This is a genomic window from Marinobacter aromaticivorans, assembly GCF_002806975.1.
Taxonomy (GTDB): Bacteria; Pseudomonadota; Gammaproteobacteria; order Pseudomonadales; family Oleiphilaceae; genus Marinobacter; species Marinobacter aromaticivorans.
In genome coordinates this window covers 21,246-42,571 of record NZ_NIHD01000015.1, presented here as the reverse complement: position 1 = coordinate 42,571, position 21,326 = coordinate 21,246, and the positions used below count along the sequence as shown (strand labels likewise).

At 55.2% G+C, this 21,326-nt stretch carries 21 protein-coding genes; 11 read left to right on the top strand and 10 right to left on the bottom strand.

Annotated features, from left to right (window positions below; genetic code table 11):
• Window positions 1–33 precede the first annotated feature (33 nt).
• The 8 genes from CDH48_RS16685 to CDH48_RS16650 all read right to left on the bottom strand — a co-directional run bounded on the left by CDH48_RS16685 (window position 34) and on the right by CDH48_RS16650 (window position 5,752).
• Window positions 34–459, bottom strand: a complete 426-nt coding sequence (locus CDH48_RS16685) for a GFA family protein (protein ID WP_100689872.1) — start codon at window positions 457–459, stop codon at window positions 34–36.
• A gap of 47 nt (window positions 460–506) precedes the next feature.
• Window positions 507–1,427 carry a phosphoserine aminotransferase gene (locus CDH48_RS16680; protein ID WP_100689871.1) on the bottom strand — a complete coding sequence of 307 codons (921 nt, stop codon included), beginning with the start codon at window positions 1,425–1,427 and terminating at the stop codon, window positions 507–509.
• Window positions 1,402–2,493, bottom strand: coding sequence for a 3-phosphoserine/phosphohydroxythreonine transaminase (gene serC, locus CDH48_RS16675; protein WP_100689870.1), 1,092 nt, complete (start codon window positions 2,491–2,493; stop codon window positions 1,402–1,404). The genes CDH48_RS16680 and serC overlap by 26 nt, the downstream gene beginning before the upstream one ends.
• Entirely contained in the window at window positions 2,493–2,999 is a 507-nt protein-coding gene (locus tag CDH48_RS16670; protein WP_100689869.1) for a urate hydroxylase PuuD, read from the bottom strand. Before CDH48_RS16670 ends, serC begins: the two co-directional genes overlap by 1 nt.
• Window positions 2,980–4,137, bottom strand: coding sequence for a pyrroloquinoline quinone biosynthesis protein PqqE (gene pqqE / locus CDH48_RS16665; RefSeq protein ID WP_100689868.1), 1,158 nt, complete (start codon window positions 4,135–4,137; stop codon window positions 2,980–2,982). The genes CDH48_RS16670 and pqqE overlap by 20 nt, the downstream gene beginning before the upstream one ends.
• Complete coding sequence (pqqD, locus tag CDH48_RS16660; protein WP_319826656.1) at window positions 4,106–4,303, bottom strand: pyrroloquinoline quinone biosynthesis peptide chaperone PqqD; 198 nt, start codon at window positions 4,301–4,303, stop codon at window positions 4,106–4,108. Before pqqD ends, pqqE begins: the two co-directional genes overlap by 32 nt.
• A 174-nt stretch (window positions 4,304–4,477) precedes the next feature.
• Window positions 4,478–4,552, bottom strand: coding sequence for a pyrroloquinoline quinone precursor peptide PqqA (gene pqqA / locus CDH48_RS19730; protein WP_099617646.1), 75 nt, complete (start codon window positions 4,550–4,552; stop codon window positions 4,478–4,480).
• A gap of 174 nt (window positions 4,553–4,726) precedes the next feature.
• Window positions 4,727–5,752 (bottom strand): AraC family transcriptional regulator, encoded by a 1,026-nt coding sequence (locus tag CDH48_RS16650; RefSeq protein ID WP_100689867.1) that lies wholly within the window; start codon window positions 5,750–5,752, stop codon window positions 4,727–4,729.
• A gap of 141 nt (window positions 5,753–5,893) precedes the next feature.
• On the opposite strand from CDH48_RS16650, the gene CDH48_RS16645 reads away from it, so the two are divergent.
• Window positions 5,894–6,751 (top strand): sterol desaturase family protein, encoded by an 858-nt coding sequence (locus tag CDH48_RS16645; RefSeq protein ID WP_100689866.1) that lies wholly within the window; start codon window positions 5,894–5,896, stop codon window positions 6,749–6,751.
• Here the strand turns inward: CDH48_RS16645 and CDH48_RS16640 are convergent.
• The gene (locus CDH48_RS16640) at window positions 6,711–7,610 is read right to left on the bottom strand and encodes a LysR family transcriptional regulator (RefSeq protein WP_100689865.1); all 900 of its coding nucleotides are present in this window, start codon (window positions 7,608–7,610) and stop codon (window positions 6,711–6,713) included. The genes CDH48_RS16645 and CDH48_RS16640 overlap by 41 nt on opposite strands.
• A 162-nt stretch (window positions 7,611–7,772) precedes the next feature.
• On the opposite strand from CDH48_RS16640, the gene CDH48_RS16635 reads away from it, so the two are divergent.
• From CDH48_RS16635 to wrbA, 4 genes are all read left to right on the top strand, one after another.
• Entirely contained in the window at window positions 7,773–8,231 is a 459-nt protein-coding gene (locus CDH48_RS16635) for a DoxX family protein (RefSeq protein ID WP_100689864.1), read from the top strand.
• Between the two features lie 25 nt (window positions 8,232–8,256).
• On the top strand, window positions 8,257–9,216 hold the full coding sequence (locus tag CDH48_RS16630) for a quinone oxidoreductase family protein (protein ID WP_100689895.1): 960 nt from the start codon (window positions 8,257–8,259) through the stop codon (window positions 9,214–9,216).
• Between the two features lie 47 nt (window positions 9,217–9,263).
• The gene (locus tag CDH48_RS16625) at window positions 9,264–9,962 is read left to right on the top strand and encodes a pirin family protein (protein ID WP_100689863.1); all 699 of its coding nucleotides are present in this window, start codon (window positions 9,264–9,266) and stop codon (window positions 9,960–9,962) included.
• Between the two features lie 117 nt (window positions 9,963–10,079).
• Entirely contained in the window at window positions 10,080–10,679 is a 600-nt protein-coding gene (gene wrbA, locus CDH48_RS16620; protein ID WP_100689862.1) for an NAD(P)H:quinone oxidoreductase, read from the top strand.
• A 9-nt stretch (window positions 10,680–10,688) separates the two neighbouring features.
• Here the strand turns inward: wrbA and CDH48_RS16615 are convergent, their stop codons facing one another.
• Window positions 10,689–11,891, bottom strand: a complete 1,203-nt coding sequence (locus CDH48_RS16615) for an esterase/lipase family protein (RefSeq protein WP_100689861.1) — start codon at window positions 11,889–11,891, stop codon at window positions 10,689–10,691.
• Between the two features lie 125 nt (window positions 11,892–12,016).
• On the opposite strand from CDH48_RS16615, the gene CDH48_RS16610 reads away from it, so the two are divergent.
• From CDH48_RS16610 to CDH48_RS16585, 6 genes are all read left to right on the top strand, one after another.
• Window positions 12,017–15,754 (top strand): ATP-binding protein, encoded by a 3,738-nt coding sequence (locus tag CDH48_RS16610; RefSeq protein ID WP_157807856.1) that lies wholly within the window; start codon window positions 12,017–12,019, stop codon window positions 15,752–15,754.
• On the top strand, window positions 15,747–16,382 hold the full coding sequence (locus CDH48_RS16605) for a condensin complex protein MksE (protein ID WP_100689859.1): 636 nt from the start codon (window positions 15,747–15,749) through the stop codon (window positions 16,380–16,382). The genes CDH48_RS16610 and CDH48_RS16605 overlap by 8 nt, the downstream gene beginning before the upstream one ends.
• Window positions 16,382–17,626, top strand: a complete 1,245-nt coding sequence (locus CDH48_RS16600; protein ID WP_100689858.1) for a hypothetical protein — start codon at window positions 16,382–16,384, stop codon at window positions 17,624–17,626. Before CDH48_RS16605 ends, CDH48_RS16600 begins: the two co-directional genes overlap by 1 nt.
• Complete coding sequence (locus CDH48_RS16595; protein WP_100689857.1) at window positions 17,616–18,458, top strand: DUF7281 domain-containing protein; 843 nt, start codon at window positions 17,616–17,618, stop codon at window positions 18,456–18,458. The genes CDH48_RS16600 and CDH48_RS16595 overlap by 11 nt, the downstream gene beginning before the upstream one ends.
• Window positions 18,459–19,001: 543 nt before the next feature.
• Window positions 19,002–20,054: an alkaline phosphatase D family protein gene (locus CDH48_RS16590; RefSeq protein WP_100689856.1), complete on the top strand. Its 1,053-nt coding sequence runs from the start codon at window positions 19,002–19,004 to the stop codon at window positions 20,052–20,054.
• The gene (locus CDH48_RS16585; RefSeq protein WP_100689855.1) at window positions 20,051–21,229 is read left to right on the top strand and encodes a metallophosphoesterase; all 1,179 of its coding nucleotides are present in this window, start codon (window positions 20,051–20,053) and stop codon (window positions 21,227–21,229) included. The genes CDH48_RS16590 and CDH48_RS16585 overlap by 4 nt, the downstream gene beginning before the upstream one ends.
• Window positions 21,230–21,326: the final 97 nt, after the last annotated feature.

The following is a 21,326-nucleotide window of genomic DNA, read 5'->3' as shown; positions in this document are numbered from 1 at the left end:
GGATCATTGTGGCACTGGCCCCTTACCTTACCATTACTCAGGTATTGTATCCCCTGAACCGCCCATTTCAGCAGGCAAGTCTTTCATCTTAGGAAGACCGTCCCTGATCGGCAACACTGATTCCTGATAGTGCACGTGAAGAGCCGGCTCAAATCCAAGTTGCGGCAGGTTCGCGACGTAAACGTCTACCAGGCCCCACTGCGGGTGGTCGGTAAAGATATGACCACCGCACTGTTTACACCATTTGCGGTGGCTCCGTTCGGTCAGATGAAACTCGCCGATCTGATCGGCGCCCGATAGAACCTCCAATGTGTCAGAGGGCCATAGCGAAAACGCATTCACCGGCCCCGCTGACCAGCGCCGACAGGAATCGCAATGGCAAAATCCCATCGCCTCCGGTGTGCCACTGACCTTAAACTGTACCGCTCCACAAAAACACTTACCTTGATACTGATTCATTGATTCGCCCTCGTGTCATTGTTATTTGCATGCTCTTGACAGTGGGTCTAACCCACACTTCCATGATCCGGCTGAGCCGAAGCCGGATCATTAATTTTCCAGCCAATATCAGCGCCTTTAAGCACGAGCGCATTATGAACCTGTGTCAGGTCTGCGCCGGCTTGAACCCGGTTTAAGAAGTCTTGCTGCGAGAGGATACCGCCGTTGGTAATGAGCACTGAGGCATCCTTGATATGGCGCCGGAAAGTTTCGAGGCTGCGGCAGACAGTGGCCTGAAATTCAGGGTCCAGCCAGCTGCGGTAACGCTCCCTGATAGCCCCTTTGCCGAAGTCAAAACTTATCAGAATGCCATCGACACCCTGGCAGGCAAGGTAATGTGCGAGGGCAAAGGGCTCTTCGCCACCGGGAACGACCTTCAGTTTGTAAACAACAGGGCATTTTTTTCGCGTTTTTTGAACTAACGTCTGCTGGAACTCCAGCAAAGTGCGCATGTTGGTATGGTGTTGCACATGAGAGACCGGCATCTGCAGCCATTCGGGCGACAGGCAAAGATAGTCCGCGGTTTGCCATGCTTTTTCCATCAGTCGCGCAAGTTCCCGGGTCTCCAGTTCCGGCGACACTGGCGCGGCCACTGCCAACCGGATACCCAGTTGAGTATTGAGTAGCGTCTGCGGACCGGCAGAAATCGGTTTGTCAGGCCAGGTCTCTTGTGTCCAGCTTCCAAGTTCGATTGCACCAAAGCCCAGGTTGCCGGCAAGCCTGCCAAGCCGGCCGAGACGGTCAAAGCCCGCAGCGATACCCAGGCGGTTAGGAAATGACAGACCCATAAGGGTGATTGGCGTGGCAGCCTTCGCCAGATCTTTCCAGTCAGCCCTGGGTAAACGTGCCTGACTGAGGGCATGTAAAAAAGCCGCTTCCCGAGCGTTTGTAGTTTTAAGCAGGCTATCCATAACGTCGGCGGAAGTCATTCATGAAAGAGGTCAGGGCAGATACAGCATCGTCTGGCTGGGCGTTATAGAGGCTTGCACGGAGGCCGCCTGCCTGGCTATGGCCAGCCAGATTTACCAGGCCGCGGGCTGAGGCTTCGGCAAGAAAACGTTGGGTTAATTGCGTAGCCCTTATGCTGAAACAGACGTTCATAACAGATCGATGCTCGGGAATTACCGGGCAGTGGAAGAAATCGTCTTCATCAATAAGGCGATAGACCGATTGGCTTTGCGAGATATTGTGAGCCTGAACAGTCTTCAAGCCGCCTTGTTCTTCAAGCCAGACCAGCATCAGATGGGTCAGGTAGACAGCAAACATCAGAGGAGTGTTGATACGACTCTGTTGTGCAATTTGTAACTGGTAGTTAAATACCGTGGGGGTTTCTGGCCTTGCGCCTCCCAGCAAATCCTCACGGACGATGACAATGACCAGACCGGTAGGGCCCAGGTTTTTTTGTGCTCCGGCGTAAATCATGCCATAGCGCTTGATATCGATCGGACGTGACAAAAACTCGGAGGTCATGTCTGCAATCAGTGGAACACTACCGCAATCCGGGTCACTCTGGAATTGAACACCGTTAGCGGTCTCGTTCGGCGTTATGTGGCAGTAGTGAAGATGTTCCGACAATGCCCACTGGGAAACCGGGGGGATGCGGTCAAAGCCGCTGTCCCGGCTACTGGCAATCACTTGGGCAGGACCATATCTCTGCCCTTCCTCAAACGCTCTTGTCGACCAGTGGCCTGTTTCCACATAGCCGGCGGTGGCAGTCGGTGGTAGCAGGTTTAAAGGAATAAGCGAGAACTGTGCGGATGCTCCACCCTGTAGGAATAAAACATGATAGTGGTCAGGCAGTGCCAGCGCTGTTCTTATCTGCTGCTGAGTAGTCTCCATCAAAGCTTTGAATTCATCACCAGTGAAGGGTGCCTCCAATAACGAGTAACCCAGATCCTGCCAGTCGGCCAGGCCTGCCCGTGCCCGCTCCAGTACTTCCTGCGGTAAGGTTGCCGGTCCCGCCGCAAAGTTATAAGTTCGCCTGAAACTACCCATCAGAACAGTGATAACCCATGGCTGCTCGCCGCCATGAAGAAAATCAATGGTAACGAGAGAATGGTATTGGTTCGGGAGGACAGAAAGGTGACTCTGGAGCAGCGAATGCGTTCTTCCGATGATGCCGGTACAAAACCCAGAACTTTCTTTTGATGAGGCCAGAGAACAAACCAGAGATTCAGCACCATGATAATACCGATCCACGCGCCGATACCGATGACGGCATGGTGACCCTGTAGCGTTAGCGCGTCCACAAGGATGCCGCGGTTCCACAACATAAAGGCTCCGGAAATCAATACCACCAGAGACGCATACCGGAAGGTTCCATGCTCCTGCTGCATGCGACGAACCAGGTCCGACGATCGTGCATTTTCCTCATCGGCTTCAATTCGTAAGGGGATGAACCTGGGGGTCTTCACCACATTGGCATAATTATGTCCGATCCAGATCAGCGCAAACACAATGTGCAGCCAGCGCAGGGCAATATCAATTAGTGTCCAGGTCATTATGCCAGACCTCCGTGGATACCCAGCCCACATCCCGAGCAATGAGGTGTTTGTGATCCTGTTCAGTTTGAAGAGCTTTTGCCACAGCTTGCTGGATAATGTGGTGGTGAGGTGACTTGCTGCATGCCGGATCGGCATTGGCCGCATCACCGGTCAGCAACATGGCCTGGCAACGACAGCCACCAAAGTCGATTTCCTTTTCGGAACAGCTTCGGCAAGGCTCTTTCATCCAACTGTCCCCCCGGTAGATGTTGAAACTGTCAGACTCGTGCCAGATCCATCTAAGGTCATGGTCACGAACACTGGGGAAGTCCAGGCCTGGTATGGCGCGTGCCTGAGAGCACGGGAGCGCCACGCCATCGGGTGCAATGGTCAGGTGAATACTGCCCCAGCCATTCATGCATGCCTTTGGGCGATCTTCGTAATAATCAGGAATCACAAAGAAAATGGTTATCCTGTCACCGAGCCTTGCTCTGGCCTCGGCAACCTGAAGCTCTGCTTTTTCTAACGCTTCTCTGGTGGGCATCAGTTGGTTTCGGTTAACCAGAGCCCAGTTGTAGTACTGAACATTTGCCAGTTCCAGATACTCAACACCAATCTCGGTCGCCAGTTCAATAATACCCGGTACCTGATGGATATTGATGCTTGAGATGGGAACGTTGAGAACCATTGGAAAACCAAGTGACTTGATCTCCCGGGCGATGCTTATCTTTTTGTCGTAGCAGTCCACACCCGCAAGCCAATGGGCTGTTTCCCGATGATCAGACTGAAAACCAAGCTGAATGTGCCGGAGTCCGGCTGCTTTCAGGTTTTCTAGTCGTTTACGCGTTAGCCCGATTCCGGATGTAATCAGATTTGTGTAGTAACCCAGATCGTTGGCCTCTGCCACCAGTTCTTCCAGATCTTTGTGCAAGGTGGGTTCACCACCAGAAAAACCGATCTGCATAGCACCCATGCTGCGGGCTTCGTGGATTACCTTTTTCCACTCTGCGGTATTCAATTCGTTCCCGTAGGCATCCAGGTCGGTCGGGTTGCTGCAGAATGCGCATTTAAGAGGGCATTTATAAGTTAGTTCCAGAAGCAGCCAAACAGGGTTGCCCTGGCCATCAAGACTGAGGTTGGATCCAGCCTTTGTCATGACATACCTCCAGAAACTGATGAACGCGGGGCTCAATGAATTCAGATTGTTCAGAAAACAGCTCAGAAAGCTGCAGTATTATGTCGTCAACCGTGTTGGTTCCGTCGCAACGGTTAAGGATTTCACCAGCGGTCTGGTTTAGCTTTACGATACCTTCCGGGTACATGAGAACGTAGGACTGTTGAGATTCCTCCCACCGGAACATGAATACCGGGGCAATATGGAAACGTGACAGACTATTGTGATTTTTTGAATCAGTCACGGGGCGCCTCCCAGTTGAATGGCTATCACTCGGTTGCCGTTCCCGCTGCAGTATTTGCTCACGGGAACAGCGTGGGAATCAGCGAACGTAGACGTACGCTGTTACTTCAAAACCTAATCTGAGGTCTTTGAAATCCGGATCGGTCCACTTCATGTCAATCTCCTTCATTTAAAATGAATGTTTTTGGCAGAAAGACGTCCTGCGCACTTCCACTCTAGGTGCTCAGGTATTGGCGAATAAATGATACTTGTTGTCTAAAAATTTGAGGCTTTGGTAGTAGTTTTCGAGGCTGCTAACCGCTGATGGAGAGGGGGCGCTTATGGCGCCTCAATTCCTGTTCATTTCCTGCCACTTTTTAGGCGACACCCCACAGCCTCTTAAAAAGAAGTGGTTAAACGAGCTTTGTTCTTTAAAACCAAGCAACTGGCTGATCTGCAGGATGCTCAGATTGGAATACTGCAGGTAATCCTGTGCATGGTGTAAGCGAACGTCGGCCAGCAGTTGCTGATAGCTGGTTCCCTGTTGCTTCAGTTGTCGCTGCAGGCCGCGCTCGCTGTGCCCCAGAATGGCTGCAATCTGTGCGAGTTTCGGGCTGTTTATCAGATTTTTTCCGATCTGGTTTTTTACCTGCTCAACCATCTGCCCGGCGCAGGATTCGACCACCGAAGGGCGTGCTATATGCTGCAGGGGCCAGGCCAGCACGTCGGAGGCGATCATGATGCTGTTATGACTCTGGCTGAACCGGCATTGGGCTCTGAACCCCTGCTGGTACTCCGGCCCGTGGTAATCTGCGGGCCTTGGGTGCACAAAGCACACCTCCATTACCGGAATCAGTCGCCCCGACAGTTGTTCCGCCAGATGAATAATACCGGCCAGCACGCTCTCACACACCAGCCGGGCCGCCCTGTGCTGCTGGAAATGGGCGCGCCAGATAAAGCGCACATTGCCGCCTTGGGTCTCTATGCTGGAAGTGCCAAGGCGGTGTACCAGTCGTTCCAGGGTCATAACCTGTTGTAATGCGTGGCCCAGGGTCAGAGATCTGGCCCGTATGTTGGCCAGAGCCTCGCCCAGTACATCGAAATTTTCCAACCCCGCATTCTCACCAGCCTTTATGCCGAGCAGGGGATCGTGCAGCAGTTCGCTTGCGCTGAGAATCAGCCGGAAGTAATCCTCCACCGGTATTTTTGCCGGCGGGTTAATCATCCAGAGGTCGGTAACACAGGCTGCGTCAGCAAGCGCAGAGAGGCGACCGCCCTGTCGAAGGTAAGCCAACAGAACGGGCTGAATGTAGGGCCCGACCACATAGTTGGCAGGGTGGTTAACTGCAGTATGGGAAGATCGGCTGTTGTTCAAATCTGCCGCCTTTTAATAATTATTATTCGTGATCTGACAATTAAGCCAGCGTAAGGCAGGCTAAGATGCTTTGCAAACAGCTATTCAAAGATACAAATACAATTACACGTGTCTCATGAGTTCTGGTTGCCTGGAGCAGTTATGAATGTATTCGGATACTGGGGCGGTTTCTATAACGATCCCTGGTTCTGGCAATTTCCCATGGCCACGCTGGCCATCAGCATGGCGGCGTTTCTGATTGTTGCAACGCCCTGGACTATTGTCGCCTGGCTGGATCCGGTTTCGCTGAGAAAGTACAAGATTCAGCAGAAGCCATTCGAAGTGAAAAAGTTTCTGCTCCCTTCCCTTGGGCGCATTTTTATAAATAACATCATTCTTGCTGCGCTTCTGGTGCTCATCTGGCCACTTCTGAAACTTACTGCCGTACACAACAACGAGCTTCCCGACTGGTATGTGGTAGTGGCCCAGCTGGTGTTTTTCGTGCTGCTGGATGATTTCCTGTACTACTGGATGCACCGCTACATGCACGAGAACAAGTGGTTGCTCCGGAACGTGCACAGCGTACACCACCGGGTTCGCAATACCTGCGGCATCAACGGTAACTACATGCATTGGCTGGAATACGTTTTAACCGCAACCCTGACCCTGGTTGGGTCGGTTCTTGTGGGTGCGCACATCTATGTGGTTTGGCTTTGGGTGATCATCCGGCAAATTGAAGGTGCGGATGGCCACATCGGCTACGACATTCCATGGAACCCGGTGCACCTGCTTCCCGTGTACCAGGGCCCCGTTTATCACGATTTTCACCACGCCAGATTCAAAGGCAATTACGCCGGTTTTTTACCCTATCTCGATAAATACATGGGTAAAACCTACATTCCGGCGTACCTGAACTACCTGAAAGCGAAGAATAAGGGATTAACCGCCGCGGAGATAGATCTGCAAAACAGGGAGGAACTCAATCCCAGTAGGGCGGGTCGCCAAAGTAGCCGTCAATAAAATCTATAAAACTCCGAACCTTGCTGGCCAGCAGTTGCCGGTGGGCATACACCGCGTAGAGCCCCATGGGTTCGGGTTCATACTCCTGCAGGATAACCTGCAGCTTTCCTGCCTTGATAGCGGGGCCTGAAATAAACGTGGGCTGCAAGGCGATTCCGGCACCCGCAACAGCGGCTTCCATCAGTACATCCCCGTTGTTGCTGGTCATGCCATTGCTGTCGTTCTGGCCGTTGTTTTGCAGCCAGCGGTGCAGGGGTTGGCTCGAATCCAGCTCAATGTAGCTGTAGCGCAGGTAGCGGTGCCCCTGGAGGTCTTCAAGCTTTTGGGGGGTGCCATTTTGCTTCAGGTAATCCGGTGCGGCAACCACCGCCATCCGGATGGGTGCTATCCGCTTTGCGATCAGAGACGAGCTTTTAAGATGGCCTATTCGCAAGGCAACATCGAACCCCTCCTCAACCAGATCCACCTTGCGATCATTCAGTTGCAAGTCGATGCCCACACCCGGGTGGGCTTGCTGAAACTCGCTTAACAAGGGCGCCATGTGGCGGATGGCAAAGGATACAGGTGCACTGATCCTTAGCATGCCCCGGGCCTCGGTCTGCAGGTCGCCAATCTGACACTCCAGATCCTCAATGTCATGCAGCACCTGTTGTGCCCGCTGGTGATAGCTCGCGCCTGCCTCGGTGAGGTGTATCTGCCGCGTGGTGCGGTTGAGCAGGCGTACCCCCAGGTGCTCTTCAAGCCGGGAAACATACTTGCTGACCAGTTGAGGAGACATGTTCAGGCGGTCGGCGGCGCGAGTGAAGGTGCCTTCGTTCACCACCGTAACAAAGGCGCGCATGGCATCGAGGCGGTCCATAGGTTCATCCTGGCTGTTTGGCTTCCGGTTATTATCAACGAAATGTTGATAGTGACTCAATAGTTGCCCGCTTATTCTTTCAATTAGGCGATAGTAAAGTGGTTTCATCATCTGGAGCGAGGCTTCAGGGGCAACCAACAGATTATCAAGCGAGGAATTATCATGGGCTCCAAACTTTCACAAGCACTGTTCAACTCCAGTGGCGGTTACGCTGCGCTGGTATTGCGGATACCGGTGGGTCTGATTCTGGCGGCGCACGGTGCCCAGAAACTCTTCGGTTGGTTCGGTGGCTATGGTCTGGAAGGTACCGGGCAGTGGATGGCCAGCCTGGGCCTGGAGCCTGGCTACCTGATGGCACTGATAGCTGGCAGTGTGGAGTTCTTCGGGGGGCTGGCACTGGTTTTGGGCCTGCTGACGCGGCCTGCTGCAGTGGCTTCGGCCTTTGCCATGCTGATCGCTGTTTTCGCCGTACATATCGGAAACGGCCTGTTCATGGAAAACAACGGTTATGAGTTCGCCCTGACCTTGTTTGTGGTTTCTCTCGCCCTTGCCATACAAGGCGCCGGACGGTTCGCAATGGACAGAGTGCTTCTGGAGCGTTTCGGTGGCGTTGGCCGATAACATAAACCTGATATCGAGGTCGATTATGCAAGCCTTACAGTTTTCAGCAACCGGTTCACTCGATTCGTTGCAATTAAAAGACCTGCCCAGGCCTGTGCCTGGTGCCGGCGAGGTTCTGGTGGAGGTTCGGGCAACTGGCTTGAACCCAAGCGACCTGAAGAATGTTCTCGGGCGCTTTCCTTACACAACCACGCCGCGCATTCCCGGCAGGGACTTCTCAGGTGTGGTGGTGGAGGGGCCTGAAGAATTACTGGGCAAAGCGGTCTGGGGCGGTACGGGTAAAGGTTTCGGTTTCACGCGGGATGGCAGCCATGCGCAGTATGTGGTTGTACCGGCGAATGCCGTTGCACCCAAGCCGGAATCGCTGAGCTTTGCCCAGGCTGCAACCTTTGGCGTTCCATACATCACAGCGTGGGATGCCCTGGAGCGCAGCCAGGTGAGGGCGGGCACCCGGTTTCTGATTATCGGTGCCGGTGCGGTGGCCAGAGCAGCGCAAGCGCTGGCAGCAGCGAGAGGTGCCCGTGTTGTGCTGGGTGTGCGCCGCGCAGAGGTTGTGAAGGAGCTGCAAGCACAAGGCATCAGCGCGTTTCAATTGCCAGAGGCGGATCAGCTGCCAGAGCAGGCGCAAGCGCACTTTCAGCAGCAGTTGCCAGAGGTAGTTTTCGATACCACCGGCTTCTGGTTGCCTGCCGCGGTCAGCTCCCTGGCGACACTCGGTCGCATCGCCGTTATTGCAGCTCCGGTGGATGGGATGATCGATATGCCCATTCTCAACCTGTACCGCCGCGGCGGCTCGGTGATCGGCGTTAACTCGCTGCTGTACACGCTGGAAGACTGTGCCCGGATGTTTGAACAGATAAGCGACGCCTTTGAAGGGGCGCTTCCGACACCTGAGGATTTTACCGAGCTGCCGCTTTCGGAGGCCGTGGCGGGTTACCACAGGGTAAATGAGGGTGGCGCTGAGAAGATTGTTCTGATCCCTTGAGGCAAAGGTTTTACCGTCGCGATATATATGAAACAGGAGATTCTGAAATGATTGAACTTCGACCCTACAGCGAACTTGGCGGTGCCCACCATGGCTGGCTGGATACTCGCCACCACTTTTCATTTGCTGAATATTACGACCCCAACCGCATGCACTGGGGCAATCTCAGGGTGTGGAATGACGACACGATTGCACCACATTCGGGCTTTCCCCGTCATCCGCACCGGGACATGGAAATCATTACGTATGTGCGCAAGGGTGCCATCACCCATCAGGACAGTCTGGGTAACCGGGGCCGCACTGAGGCTGGTGATGTGCAGGTAATGAGTGCCGGAACAGGCATTGCTCACAGTGAAATGAATGAAGAGGATGAGACTACCCAGCTCTTCCAGATCTGGATCATGCCCGATGAAGTGGGCCTGGCACCCACCTGGGGCACCAAGCCGTTTCCAAAGGGCGATCGCAGCGGTTCATTTGTGACTCTCGCCAGCGGCATTGCCGGTGACGAAGGGGCTTTGCCAATACGCACGGATGCCCGCCTGGCAGCGGCAACTCTGGAGGCAGGCAAGAGCACCGACTACCACATTGCCCCGGGGCGCAAGGTTTATCTGGTGCCGGCAACCGGCAGGATTGACGTAAACGGGGTGGTGGCTTCTGCCGGTGATGGCGTCGCGATCAGCGACGAACGGCTGCTCAAGGTCAGTGCCCTGGACAACAGTGAAATCGTGCTGGTGGATGTGGCATAAGCAGGCCAGCTTGTTAGATGCGGGTTGTACGACTAGATTAAGGGGGAGTTTGCCCGCCTCCCTCGGTTTAAAGAAGTAGAAATGCACTTAAAACCAAACAGAAGGAAGGATACATCAATGACTAAAGTTCTGGTTCTTTACTATTCCATGTACGGCCATATTGAAACCATGGCAAACGAGGTTGCCGAAGGCGCCCGCGCAGTTGCCGGGGTTGAGGTAACCGTTAAGCGCATACCGGAAACCATGGACGCCGAAGCCTTCAAAGGTGCGGGCGGAAAGGTTGATCAGGCGGCGCCGTTGGCCACGCCAACGGAGCTGGCAGATTACGACGCCATCATCCTTGGCACGCCCACGCGTTTCGGCAACATGTCCGGGCAGGTGCGCACCTTCTTCGACCAGACCGGTGGGCTCTGGGCCAAGGGTGCTCTCGCTGGCAAGGTGGCCAGTGTGTTCACGTCAACGGGTACCGGCGGCGGCCAGGAAACGACCATCACCTCAACCTGGACCACACTTGCCCACCACGGCATGATCATCGTGCCAATTGGTTACACCACGCCTGCGCTGTTCGATGTCTCCCAGGTAGGTGGCGGCACGCCTTACGGCGCCTCGACCATTGCCGGCGGCGATGGCTCACGCCAGCCAGACGAGCGTGAGCTGGGCATCGCCCGTCATCAGGGTGAGCATGTTGCAAAAATAGCGGTCAAGCTTAAAGGCTGAAAAAACCGGTCAGGCTAACCACCCCAGGATCTGCTCGTGCACAACCTTGTTGTCGAGCAGGTCCAGGTGGTTCAGCTTTTCGAATACGCGACAGTCTTCCGCGCAGATAGACAGTTTTTTCAAATCATCAGAATGCTGACCTCTGGCACTATCCAGCCGAACCAGGAGATCGCCCAGCATAGTGCTGGGCAAATCCCACACCTGTTTGCCGATAGCAGCGGCTATGAAATAGTGTCGAGTCCCTTCGTGCAGTGGAACCGGTTTGCGATAGTCCGGGTGAAAGTCATCCTGATCAACGCCCGCCCAGTCATCGTCAAGCAAATTGCCGTGTCGCAGGTCTTTGATCCCCGCGCTGGTATGCCTTACGAGCGCGAACGGGCTGGCGTAGCGGAACTGCCTCATGACGGAGGTCAGCAAGTGCCCCGCCTTGGCCAGTGCAGCGCCGTGGTGGGGTGAGCCAAGATACACTGCATTTTTCAACCGGCTGGTCCAGGGCAGATCAAGTTCACCGGCGTACCAGCAGGCGCTGCGGATAACGAGCCCGCCCATGCTGTGGCCAATCAGGGTCAGCTCCTCTACTTCAACCGGCCAGGTTTCAATCAGCCGTTGCAGTTGCTGACTCAGCTCCCTGCCATTGCGGGAGATATGTCGGCCCGTGTTGTAATTGAGATACAACGGAGTGAAACCATGGGCACTTTGTAGCTCTGTGCCCAGATTCCCTTCATTGTGCCCTTTCCAGTATTCATGTGAGAGGCATAAGCCGTGAACCAATACCGCGATACGAGGGCTGGCGTCCGGGATCATAGTGCTGAGACTTGTTGAACCCGGCTGAAGTTTCTCACCACGACTGTTTCGCAAATGCATGCTGATTGCCAGAGGATTGCCGCTGGCTTCCAGATGGTCCCCGCACACCCCGTTCAGTGCAGCTGTGATTTTCAGGCTTTGTGGCGAAAGTTCCCACTCTTCTTGCGCTGAGAGCCCATCAAGTGACCGGTGCAACCCCTGTTTTAGCAAGGAGGTGGTCGACTGAATGATCCGGTAAGTATGGCCCTGTTTCGCCACCGGCGTTTCTCCTGTCATGTCCCGCAGCCGGTTCAGCGGGTTTACCTCCCTCGCAATCGTGCGATGCATCTTTTCGACGATGTCAGTAACGCCCCCGGTGACATCCAGGAGCAGTTGAGCCGAACCGTGTACCGATCTGATGGATACCATGTAACTGCTCCCTGACTGCTGTTCTGAAGGCTCGCGCAGTGCCGCCAGTCTGGTGGGTTTGTCTCTGGATTATTCATTGTATACTGCACGCTTCAAAAATGATCTGCCGTTACGGGGAAATCAGCTTGTCTGGCGAGACTGAAAATTACGGGTTGGAAAGCATCGTTCTGCACCATTCCTTCAAGCAGGTGAAAGGGCGCACCATTAAAATTGACTGCCGCGAACGAACGCACCTGGGTGGTGTGAACGGGGCGGGCAAGACCTCGGTTCTGGCGTTGGTGCCAGCATTTTACGGCGAAGAGCCGGAACGGATTGTTACCAAGGCATCGGGAAAACTATCCTTTCTGGACTATTATCTGCCCACCTTTCAGAGCCTGATCATATTTGAATATCGCCGCCACACCGGCCTCCACTGCGCGGTTATGTATCGCCACTCCCAGGGCAAACCCTGTTATCGCTTTGTGGCCGGCTCTGCAGAAGAAACCTTTTTTGCGCCGGAGATCAAGGAACTGCTTCAGAACGGTGCCAGTGCAGACGATGTGTTCGCAGCGCTCCGTAAGCAAGGCACTACCGTTTCGAAAATCATTGATACCATTACCAATTACCGGGCGATCATTCAGCGCAACCAAAAACTGCTGAAGCGGCTTCCTGCGGATGCCCGGGCCCTGCGCGCACTGGCTGCCGAGTTTGGTCTGGGGGATAGCGACACCCAGATGACCAATATTGAACGCCTCACCCATGTAGTGTTGAACAAGCACCGGCTCCTCAGCAGTTTCAAAACCATGATCTGCGAGACCCAGTTCGAGAACATTCACCAGCACGCCAAGCCCCGGGCCATTGACCGCAAAGACCTGATTGCCGATATCCAGAGCCTTGCTGCGTTTGCCGGTGAAGAAGAAAAAATCCGGGAATGCCTGAGAAAAGATGCCGAGCGCAGGGCAATACTGGAGCAAACCGACAAAACCGTCGCTAACCTGATAGCCAGTGTTGAAGAGGCCCGGGAAAAGGCCCGGGAGCTCAGCCAGCAGAAAGAGCGCCTTGAGACGGAAAGGGCTGACCGGCTGGCCGCGTTTGAAGAGTCAGATCGCCATCTGGCCCGTGAGATCGCGGATTATAATGCCGAGTATGGAGCCCTCGATGGGCAGATCGCGGTTCTGTATCGGCAAAACGACAAATATGAGAGCGATGGTCTGCCAGAACTGGCGCAGAGCTTTGACAACCTGGCCGATTACCGCCAGCGCCTGGCCACAGCACAAGCAGACTACGACGATCTCACTGGTAAAGCCTCGGCCATTGAGGGCGAATACGACCGTGAGAAACAGGCAATCCGGCATGAGCATGAGAAGCACCAGGCCCAGCGCCAGCAACGCCTGAGGGAAGCGACTGACGCTCTGACCGCGGCAAAACACGCGTTTGATCTCAAGCTGAACTCGATTGCGACAGACAAAGTGACGGCTGTCTCCGAATATAAAGAGACCCGATCGGTTGAACGGTCTGAACTCACCAGCGAACAGGCCCGGCTGGCCGCACTGCGGGAGAGTTCCGGTCAGACCGAGGCTGAGCAAGAGGAGCTTGCTTCGGCTGAGCAGGCGTCTGAGGAAGCCGCAGAGCAGGTTGCCCAGGTTCACGAAAATCGCCTGGAGGCTGGCCGCAAGCGCGAGCAGGCGGATCGCGACTGGAAAGCGGCCCAGGAACAGGTGCAGCAGATGGACGCAAAAGTCCAGGGGCTGGAGGACCGGTTTAACGAGCTGCAAAAGCAGATTGCGCCGGAAGATGGCACCTGGTTGTCGCTGCTGCGAACCGAGGACCCGGATTGGAGCCAGCATCTGGCAAAGGTGATTAATCCGGCTTTGCTGCACAGGAAGGATCTGGCTCCCGCGCGGGGTACCGGGGCGCCAGACACCTCCGTGATGGGATGGCAGCTTGCGCTGGAAAATATTGCTGTACCGGATTTTGCCGCCTCTGAAGACGCCTTGCAGGCGCGCAGCCGCAGCCTGGATGAAGAGCGGCAGGCCGCCATCAAGCAGCGCACAGCAACTGAAAGCGAAGCCCGCCGGCGCCACGAAACCTTCAAAGACCGCGCTGAGGCCGCTGACCGGCTGGAAACCGAGTTTTTACTGGTTGAGCGCACCCGCAACAATGCCGTGAACAAGCTTGCCAATGTGCGACTGCGGGTAAAGGAGGCCCAGGCTGCCCGGGCCGCAAAGATCACCCAGGATCTGCAAGCGGTGGAGGGCAAACTCAAAGCTTTTGATGAGCAAACCGGCAAAGGCATCCGGGAAGTGGAATCCGGTTTCGAGCAGCAAAAGCAAGACATGCTGGGCCATTGGGCCGAGCAGGAATCTGAACTGCAAGCTGCCATTGATCAGCAGGCTGAGCTGATTGCAACCGCCGAGTCGGATTACAAGGCGCGGCTTAAGAAAAAACGGCGGATATACGACCAGCGCCTCTCTGAAGAAGGCATTGATCCAAACGTGGTGCGTGAGGCCCGGGAAGCGCTGGCGAAACTCCGCGAAACCGTTGAAAACCTTGTGGCCTCCGAAGATCGCGTGCGCGGGTATCGTAAATGGCGTGAGCAGGAATGGAGCAAAGTTGAGACCCTGACCGAGCAGGCCAGCCAGGCAAAAGCGAAGCGTGAAGCGGCGTCCCGCAAACGCGACGACGCCGAGCGCGCGTGGAAGGAGCGGGACGGCAAGCTCAAGGCAACCATTGCGGAGCACCAGAAGGCGGTCAGACAGCTGCGGGAACAAACAGAAGCCGCGGAAACGGTGCTTAAACATTTCCCGCAGCAGACCCTTGCCGAAGGCTTCCCGGGCAATATCAGCGACCTCACACAGGAGCTCCAGGGGGCCTTCCAGAAGCTGGAACAGCTGCGCAAAACGGTTATCGGTACCTTTGATCAGGCGACAGCCATTCTGAACCGGTACGACAATACCCAGATTCAGCAAGCCTGGCAGAAACTCTCGGCCCACCGGCGCAGCCAGATGGCCGGGGAAGTGCTGGATCATGAGGAAAGCTTCAAGCTGGCGCGGGTTCCCGATCTGCGTGAGTTGCTGGATACCGACATACCCCAGTTACGGGATGCCCTCATTGATCAGTTTGTGTCGGAAGCGGGTAGTCTGGTGAAGTACTTCGACAGCCTGGAGGTTATGGCCCGCGAGGTGAAAGCCGTCTCCAGTTTGCTGAAGCGCAAGATCAACACGGATCAGCAGATCGAAAGCCTGAGCGACATTCAGGTGGTGCTTGAGCCCAGAATCTACGAAGACGAAACCTGGCAGCCGCTGAAGGAATTTGTGGAGCAGTGGCAAACCTGGGTTCACATGAATCGCCGCTCCCTGCCGAATGAAGCGATTGTAAGGCGCTTCAAACTGGTTACCGACACCCTGAGCGATGCCAAGGTGAAAGAAAGTGTTGAGTCGATGATCGACATGCGCCTTGAAATGAAGGAAAACGGCCGGCAAGTGGTAATTCGCACCGATGCGGATTTTCTGTCTGCCAGCTCCACCGGCCTGACCTACCTGGCCATCATGACTGTATTCATGGGGTTGACCCGTTACCTGTGCCCGGATTTCAACACCCGGATTACCTGGCCCATTGATGAACTGGCCACCCTCAGCCCCAACAACATCTCTCATCTGGCTGATATGCTGGAGGCAAATAATCTGACCATGATTTCGGCATGCCCCAAACTGGACAGAAGCCTGCGCAAGTTCTTTGAGAACAAGATTTCGCTCAAGCAGGGCCGGATTCATACCTATGAAACATCAGGCAGCGAGGCAAAGCATTCGGGGATGTTCACAAGCGTGAGCCGCGGAGCGCCGGCATCGCAGACCCAGGCCCGGGAGGTACCAAACCATGAGTAGCCCGTTATTTGAGCGCACCGTTACAGCCCTGCTTCAGGAACGGGTGATCTGTGAGGTCAGTGACGATGAACTCTATAACTATCTGCTGATGCCGGGTAACCAGGATGCGGTGAACCGTTTTTTGGGCCAGATCAACCGCACTTTGCGGCAAACCAGTGCCCGCGACGCCTTTGTTTGCGCCTATCTGGATATCTCCGATGCCGGCACCAAAGAGGCCGTTCGGCAGCAGTTCCGGGATGTGGCCAACAATCTGGAAGCCTTCGTGCAGTTTTTGCGGCTGGTAATGATGCTGGAAGCAAATGACCGCCCGGTTTTACCCGGTGACAAGCTGTCTGAAGGCCACATGCTGGACCGCATTGCTGCTGCACCGGCGCTGGAGTCGAGGCTCCGGTCACTGGCCGAGAAAAAAGTGTTCCAAACCAAGCGTTCGGACTCCGCAGGCCAGATTCGTGCGGTGCTTTCCAGTCTGGAGAAAATGGGGTACCTGAAGCCCATTGGCACCAGCGGCAGCCTGTATCGGGCCACCGGGCGCTGGAGCTGGCTGTACGACGCCATGACCTTTATCCAGACCCACGAAGGTATTCAGGGCGCTGAAGAAGCAGAGTCCGAACAGATGAGGCTTCACTGATGGCCCGCGCTCAGGATGCACACAGCACGCTTCGGGCCCTGGCCAAATACGGCGAGGCGATTCTGGAAGCGCACCTGCGCAACGGAAACCGTATTCCGGATTCCGATGATAATCTTGGCCTGATTGAAACACTCGAACACCACCGCCTGGTGTGGCGTATTGGTGAATCCGAGGATCTCCAGCTGAAGAAAGTGCTGGTCCAGTTTCTCGATCACATTACCGAATCGGAGAGGCGTCGGTACGCCAGTGCCCAGGTCCACATTCTCTGGCAGCAGCTGAGCGAGCTTTTCCTGGAATACAAAGAGGCCAAGAAGCGCTCCGCCCTGAGTGACATCGACCGGCTGGAAGGGGAAATCAAGGAATGCCTTGCGGATGTGATCGAGGATATCCGCAACGCAACGGAAGCCTTTGCCACCTACATCAATACCGGTTTTGCGTACATTACCGATCTGAATCTGCGTATTCGTGAGAACGAAAGGGTTATTGAGCGGGCCGGTCGCTTGATAACCCTGTTTGAAAGCTTCCGTATTCGCGAGTTGGCGGAACAGGCCGGCTCTGATGCTTTTCTCAAACGCCTGTTACTGCGTCATTTACCGGCGACCCTCGAATCTTCCCAGAAAAACCTGTCGTACGCCCTCAACCAGCTGCGCAAGATGCTGGTGCGCATGCGTGAGGATCAGCGTTTGAGTCGCATGGTGGGTGCTTTCGAGGCCCACTTTGTCAATCATCCCGGCTTCGAGCCGTCCATAGATCACCTGGACCTGAGGCAGATACCGGAATTTCTCAATACGGTGGCGCCTTTCCAGATACGCGGCTTCGGCGATATCTACGATTCCGCGGATGACCTTGAACTGATAGAGCTGGCGGCCAAAGCCCGGACAGTGCCTGCAGAACCGGAAAGCGTAGAGGCTCCGGACAATGTAGCGGGTGTGAGCTTTGACGTTGCGGGTGAAACCGAAGCTGAAGAAAACGACCCCGTGGAAGAGGCCATTGAGGAATTGATCCAGCTACTGGTAGACGGTGATCTTGGCGATCGAACCATACTGGCGTCCGAAGCCCTCGCCAGTACCGGCCTGGAGATCGACAAGGCCGATTGGCTGCAGGCGGTTGTGTCAGAGATTGAATCCCTGCCAGACGACGATCAGAAGCAGATTGAGGTGATTTACCATCAGATTCCTCACAGAATCTATGCGGACAATGTGATGGTTTCCGACCTGACCCTGAGGCATAACCATGCCAGCTGAAATCGCCGCCATTGAGCGACTTCTGCGAGGTGGCAAAACAAAAGTCCGGCTTAACCCGACCTGGGAGCAGATCTGTCGTGAAAATGGCGTCGGGCAGGTTATTGGCAGGGAGATTCACTTTACGCCGGATGACAAGCAGCGCCTGCGCGACTATGTTCTGGCCGAGCATGGCATAGATCCGCAATTCGATTCCCGCGCCGGTGGGCGCATGGCCATGGCCCGCAAGGACGCCAGCGAAAAGCTCAGCACAGCCTCGGTTTTTGGCCACTTGCTTGTGATGGCTACCGCCGGTCAGTCAACAGTGCGTGTGACTGGCAAAGGGGTTTCAACGCCGCCAGGCAGTGTACTCAGTGTGTTGCCCGACTGCCTGAACGCAGAGCACCTTCACACTCAAAAGCTCATTATCATCGAAAATGGCGGTTTGATGCCGCACTGGGCAGACCTCCAACTCACAGAATCCTGGAAAGATGCGGTAATTCTGTACCGTGGCCACCGGGAAAATGCACGCTTTGTAGCGGACATAGCCCGCGAGCAACCAGGGCACAATCTCGCCTGGTTTTTCGATTTTGATCCTGCCGGGCTGGCGATGGCGCTTGATCAGGGCCGAGGGAATGCGTTGATACCACAGGCCTGGTTCGATTTTGGCAGACACACCGCATTCAACCAGCCCAAGACCCACCGCAACCAGATGAATGCATTAAAAAGACTGAAAGTCCGCGGCGTGGGTAAGGTGCTAAAGATAGCTGAGCACATGGAAAAAGAGGAGCTGGCGCTGATGCAGGAGCACCTGGTGCTGCGACAGGTGAAAATGTCAGCCTTGTCCTTTGAATAAGGTGCTACCTCCTAATCGGGCGGGTGCCTTTGCATTGAAGCGCCACCTGCCAACGTAAACCATACCCTCCATCAACATCCGCGCGCCATCCATCAGCTAATGAAGCTGTTTGATCACCTGTTTTGGCCCAGGAGCCAGAGCCTGTGTCAGTGTTGCCATACTCGGGTCCGTTTCTGCCTGTTAACGTTGTCTGAGGATTGCGTCACATTTCTGCAGTGACCGTCATAACTCAAACAAAAAATCAGCACAGGAGTGCCAGATGAAACGCAGAGAGTTTCTCGTCAAAAGCGGTGCGGCGAGTGCCTCGCTGGTGGCCTTGTCGGCATGCAAAGGAGGTGGTTCAGGCTATAAGAGCCCTCCCGAAAGCGGTGACATCGGGCAAGCGGCAGCAGGCCAGGATGCGGTGGACAAAATACAAACTGTTCAGGCTCAAATGCCTTCCTGGGCCGGGCCATCACCCGTCAAACATGGTGTTGCCAGCGGCGATCCCTGGCCCCGACAGGTTATTTTGTGGACAGGGATCAGCGCGGAAGGACTGGATGACTGGATGATTACCGCAGGCGCTACGCCCTGTACCGCACCGATGGCGACCTTCAGGAATGCCACCGTCAACACCCGTTTATCTGTGTATGGGATGACCATGAGATTGCAAATGATACATGGCAAGATGGTGCAGAGAATCACAGCCCGGACCAGGGCGAGTTCGCTGACCGTAAACGCGCAGCCATAAAGGCCTATTACGAATGGCTTCCCATACGGCCGGTATTGCCGGACAGGCAGATTCGTATCTATCGGTTTTTCGAGTTTGGTAGCCTGGCCTCATTAATGATGCTTGATACACGTGTGGTAGGCCGTGATCAGCAAACAAACTCTCCGGTAACCGCCAGGGACCGCAACCGTTCATTGCTTGGCGATGATCAGCAGGCGTGGCTGTTTGACCAGCTTGAGCTGTCCCAAAGCCGGGGCGCCCAATGGCATCTGATTGGCCAGCAGGTGATGCTCGCACCGCTAACGCTCGGCGGCCTGCCAGACATGCCTAACCTTGATCTTGGTGGCGGTGCCCAGGTGAATTACGACCAGTGGGATGGCTACGAAACCAGCCGGCGCGCATTGCTTGGCCGGATAGAAGCCATGGGGCTGAATAATACAGTTGTACTGACTGGTGATATTCATTCGTCCTGGGCCATGGATCTCAGCCTCGACCCGGGTAACGCTTTTGTCTACGACCGCTTTACCGGCAGCGGGTCGCTGGGCGTGGAATTCGTGACCCCGGCGGTTACGTCCCCTGCTGCCCCCACCAAAGGCCTCTCGGATATCGCCAAGGCGTATCTGATTCCCGCCAACCCGCACCTCAAATGGCTAGACCTCTTCAATCGCGGCTACATGGTCCTGGATATCACGGCAGAGCACTGCCAGGCCGATTGGTTCCACCTGGAAACCGTGGCGGAGCCCAGTAACCAGGAACGCTTCGCGATCGCTTGGTTCACCGCAAGTGGTGAGAACCATATTCAGGCCCGCCATACCCCAAGCCAGCCAAAACGTAATGCGCCACCTTTGGCGCCGGTCAGCAACGAGCCAGAGGAGGCCATGGCATGAGTACAGACAGACGCACGTTCCTGCGGCAGTTACTGATTGGCGGTGCCAGTGTATCTACCCTGGCTGCCTGCGGTGGCGAGAGCACATTGAATAACGAAAACCTTCAACTTCCAAAGGTGAACCAACCGACCAATCCTGCTTCTCCGGAGACCCCGGGTACGGAGACACCCGAGCCAGAAAAACCAGTAGAGTCGTTAAGTTTTATTGCCATCGGCGATATGGGCACCGGTAATATCGGCCAATACCGCGTAGCTGAAGCCATGCGCCAGATCATTCGTGACCAGGGATGTGATTTTGTTCTGGGAGCGGGCGACAACATCTATGAAGACGGTGTCACCTCGGTGGACGATAACGGCTTTCTCGAGAGCTTCGAGTATCCCTATCAAAACCTGGATGTGCCTTTTTATATGTGCCTGGGGAATCACGATTGTGCCAGCACGATATTTGGTGGCGGGAGCGACAACCAGCGCGGCGATTATCAGGTGGATTATCACTACAGCGACCAGCGCTATTCCACCAAGTGGCACATGCCAGAGCGTTACTACCAGCAATCCTTTGGCAAGCTTGCTGAGGAACGCCCGTTTCTGGACCTGTTTGTTGTGGACTCCAATCCGCTCACCAGCTTCTATCAGGATTACGACAAGCGTTTCAGTTGGAAAGACTATGGCTACCCGCAGCAACTGTGGATGAAGCACAAGGTAGCTGAGAGCAAGGCACACTGGAAAATTGCCATGACCCACGTGCCTTACCTCTCAAATGGCAAGCATGGCAATGCTGGCGACCTGGACCAAGGGATGCGAATGCTGTTCACCAGCCCCGACGCGGACGGCTTACGCTATAAGCTTTTCCTTGAGGAGGCTTTTGGCAATAACGTCGACATGCTGGTTACAGGCCATGATCATTTGCTGCAGTGGTTAAAACCGACTGAGAGCATGGGGCCCGCTCACATTATCGTTTCTGGCGCAGCGGGGAAAACAGACAAGTTTCAGGACCCGGACCGAAATCCTGTTTACTTTCAGGCAGAGAACGAACTGGGCTTTGTCTGGGTAAACCTTACTGAGGAGCGTATGCAAGTGGAGTTCTACCTGGTGGATGAAAGCACCGGCGATTTCCGCCTTGCCTACTCCCGGGATGAGACCAAGCCGGTGTCTGCAACCGAGCCCGCACCTGCATGATGGCTGTGCAATCGGTCGTATCCATCCACGGCTTTTTGGAAGATGGCATGGAGAACGACAGGATTGCCCGCGACAAACCTCGAAAGAACTGTTTGGT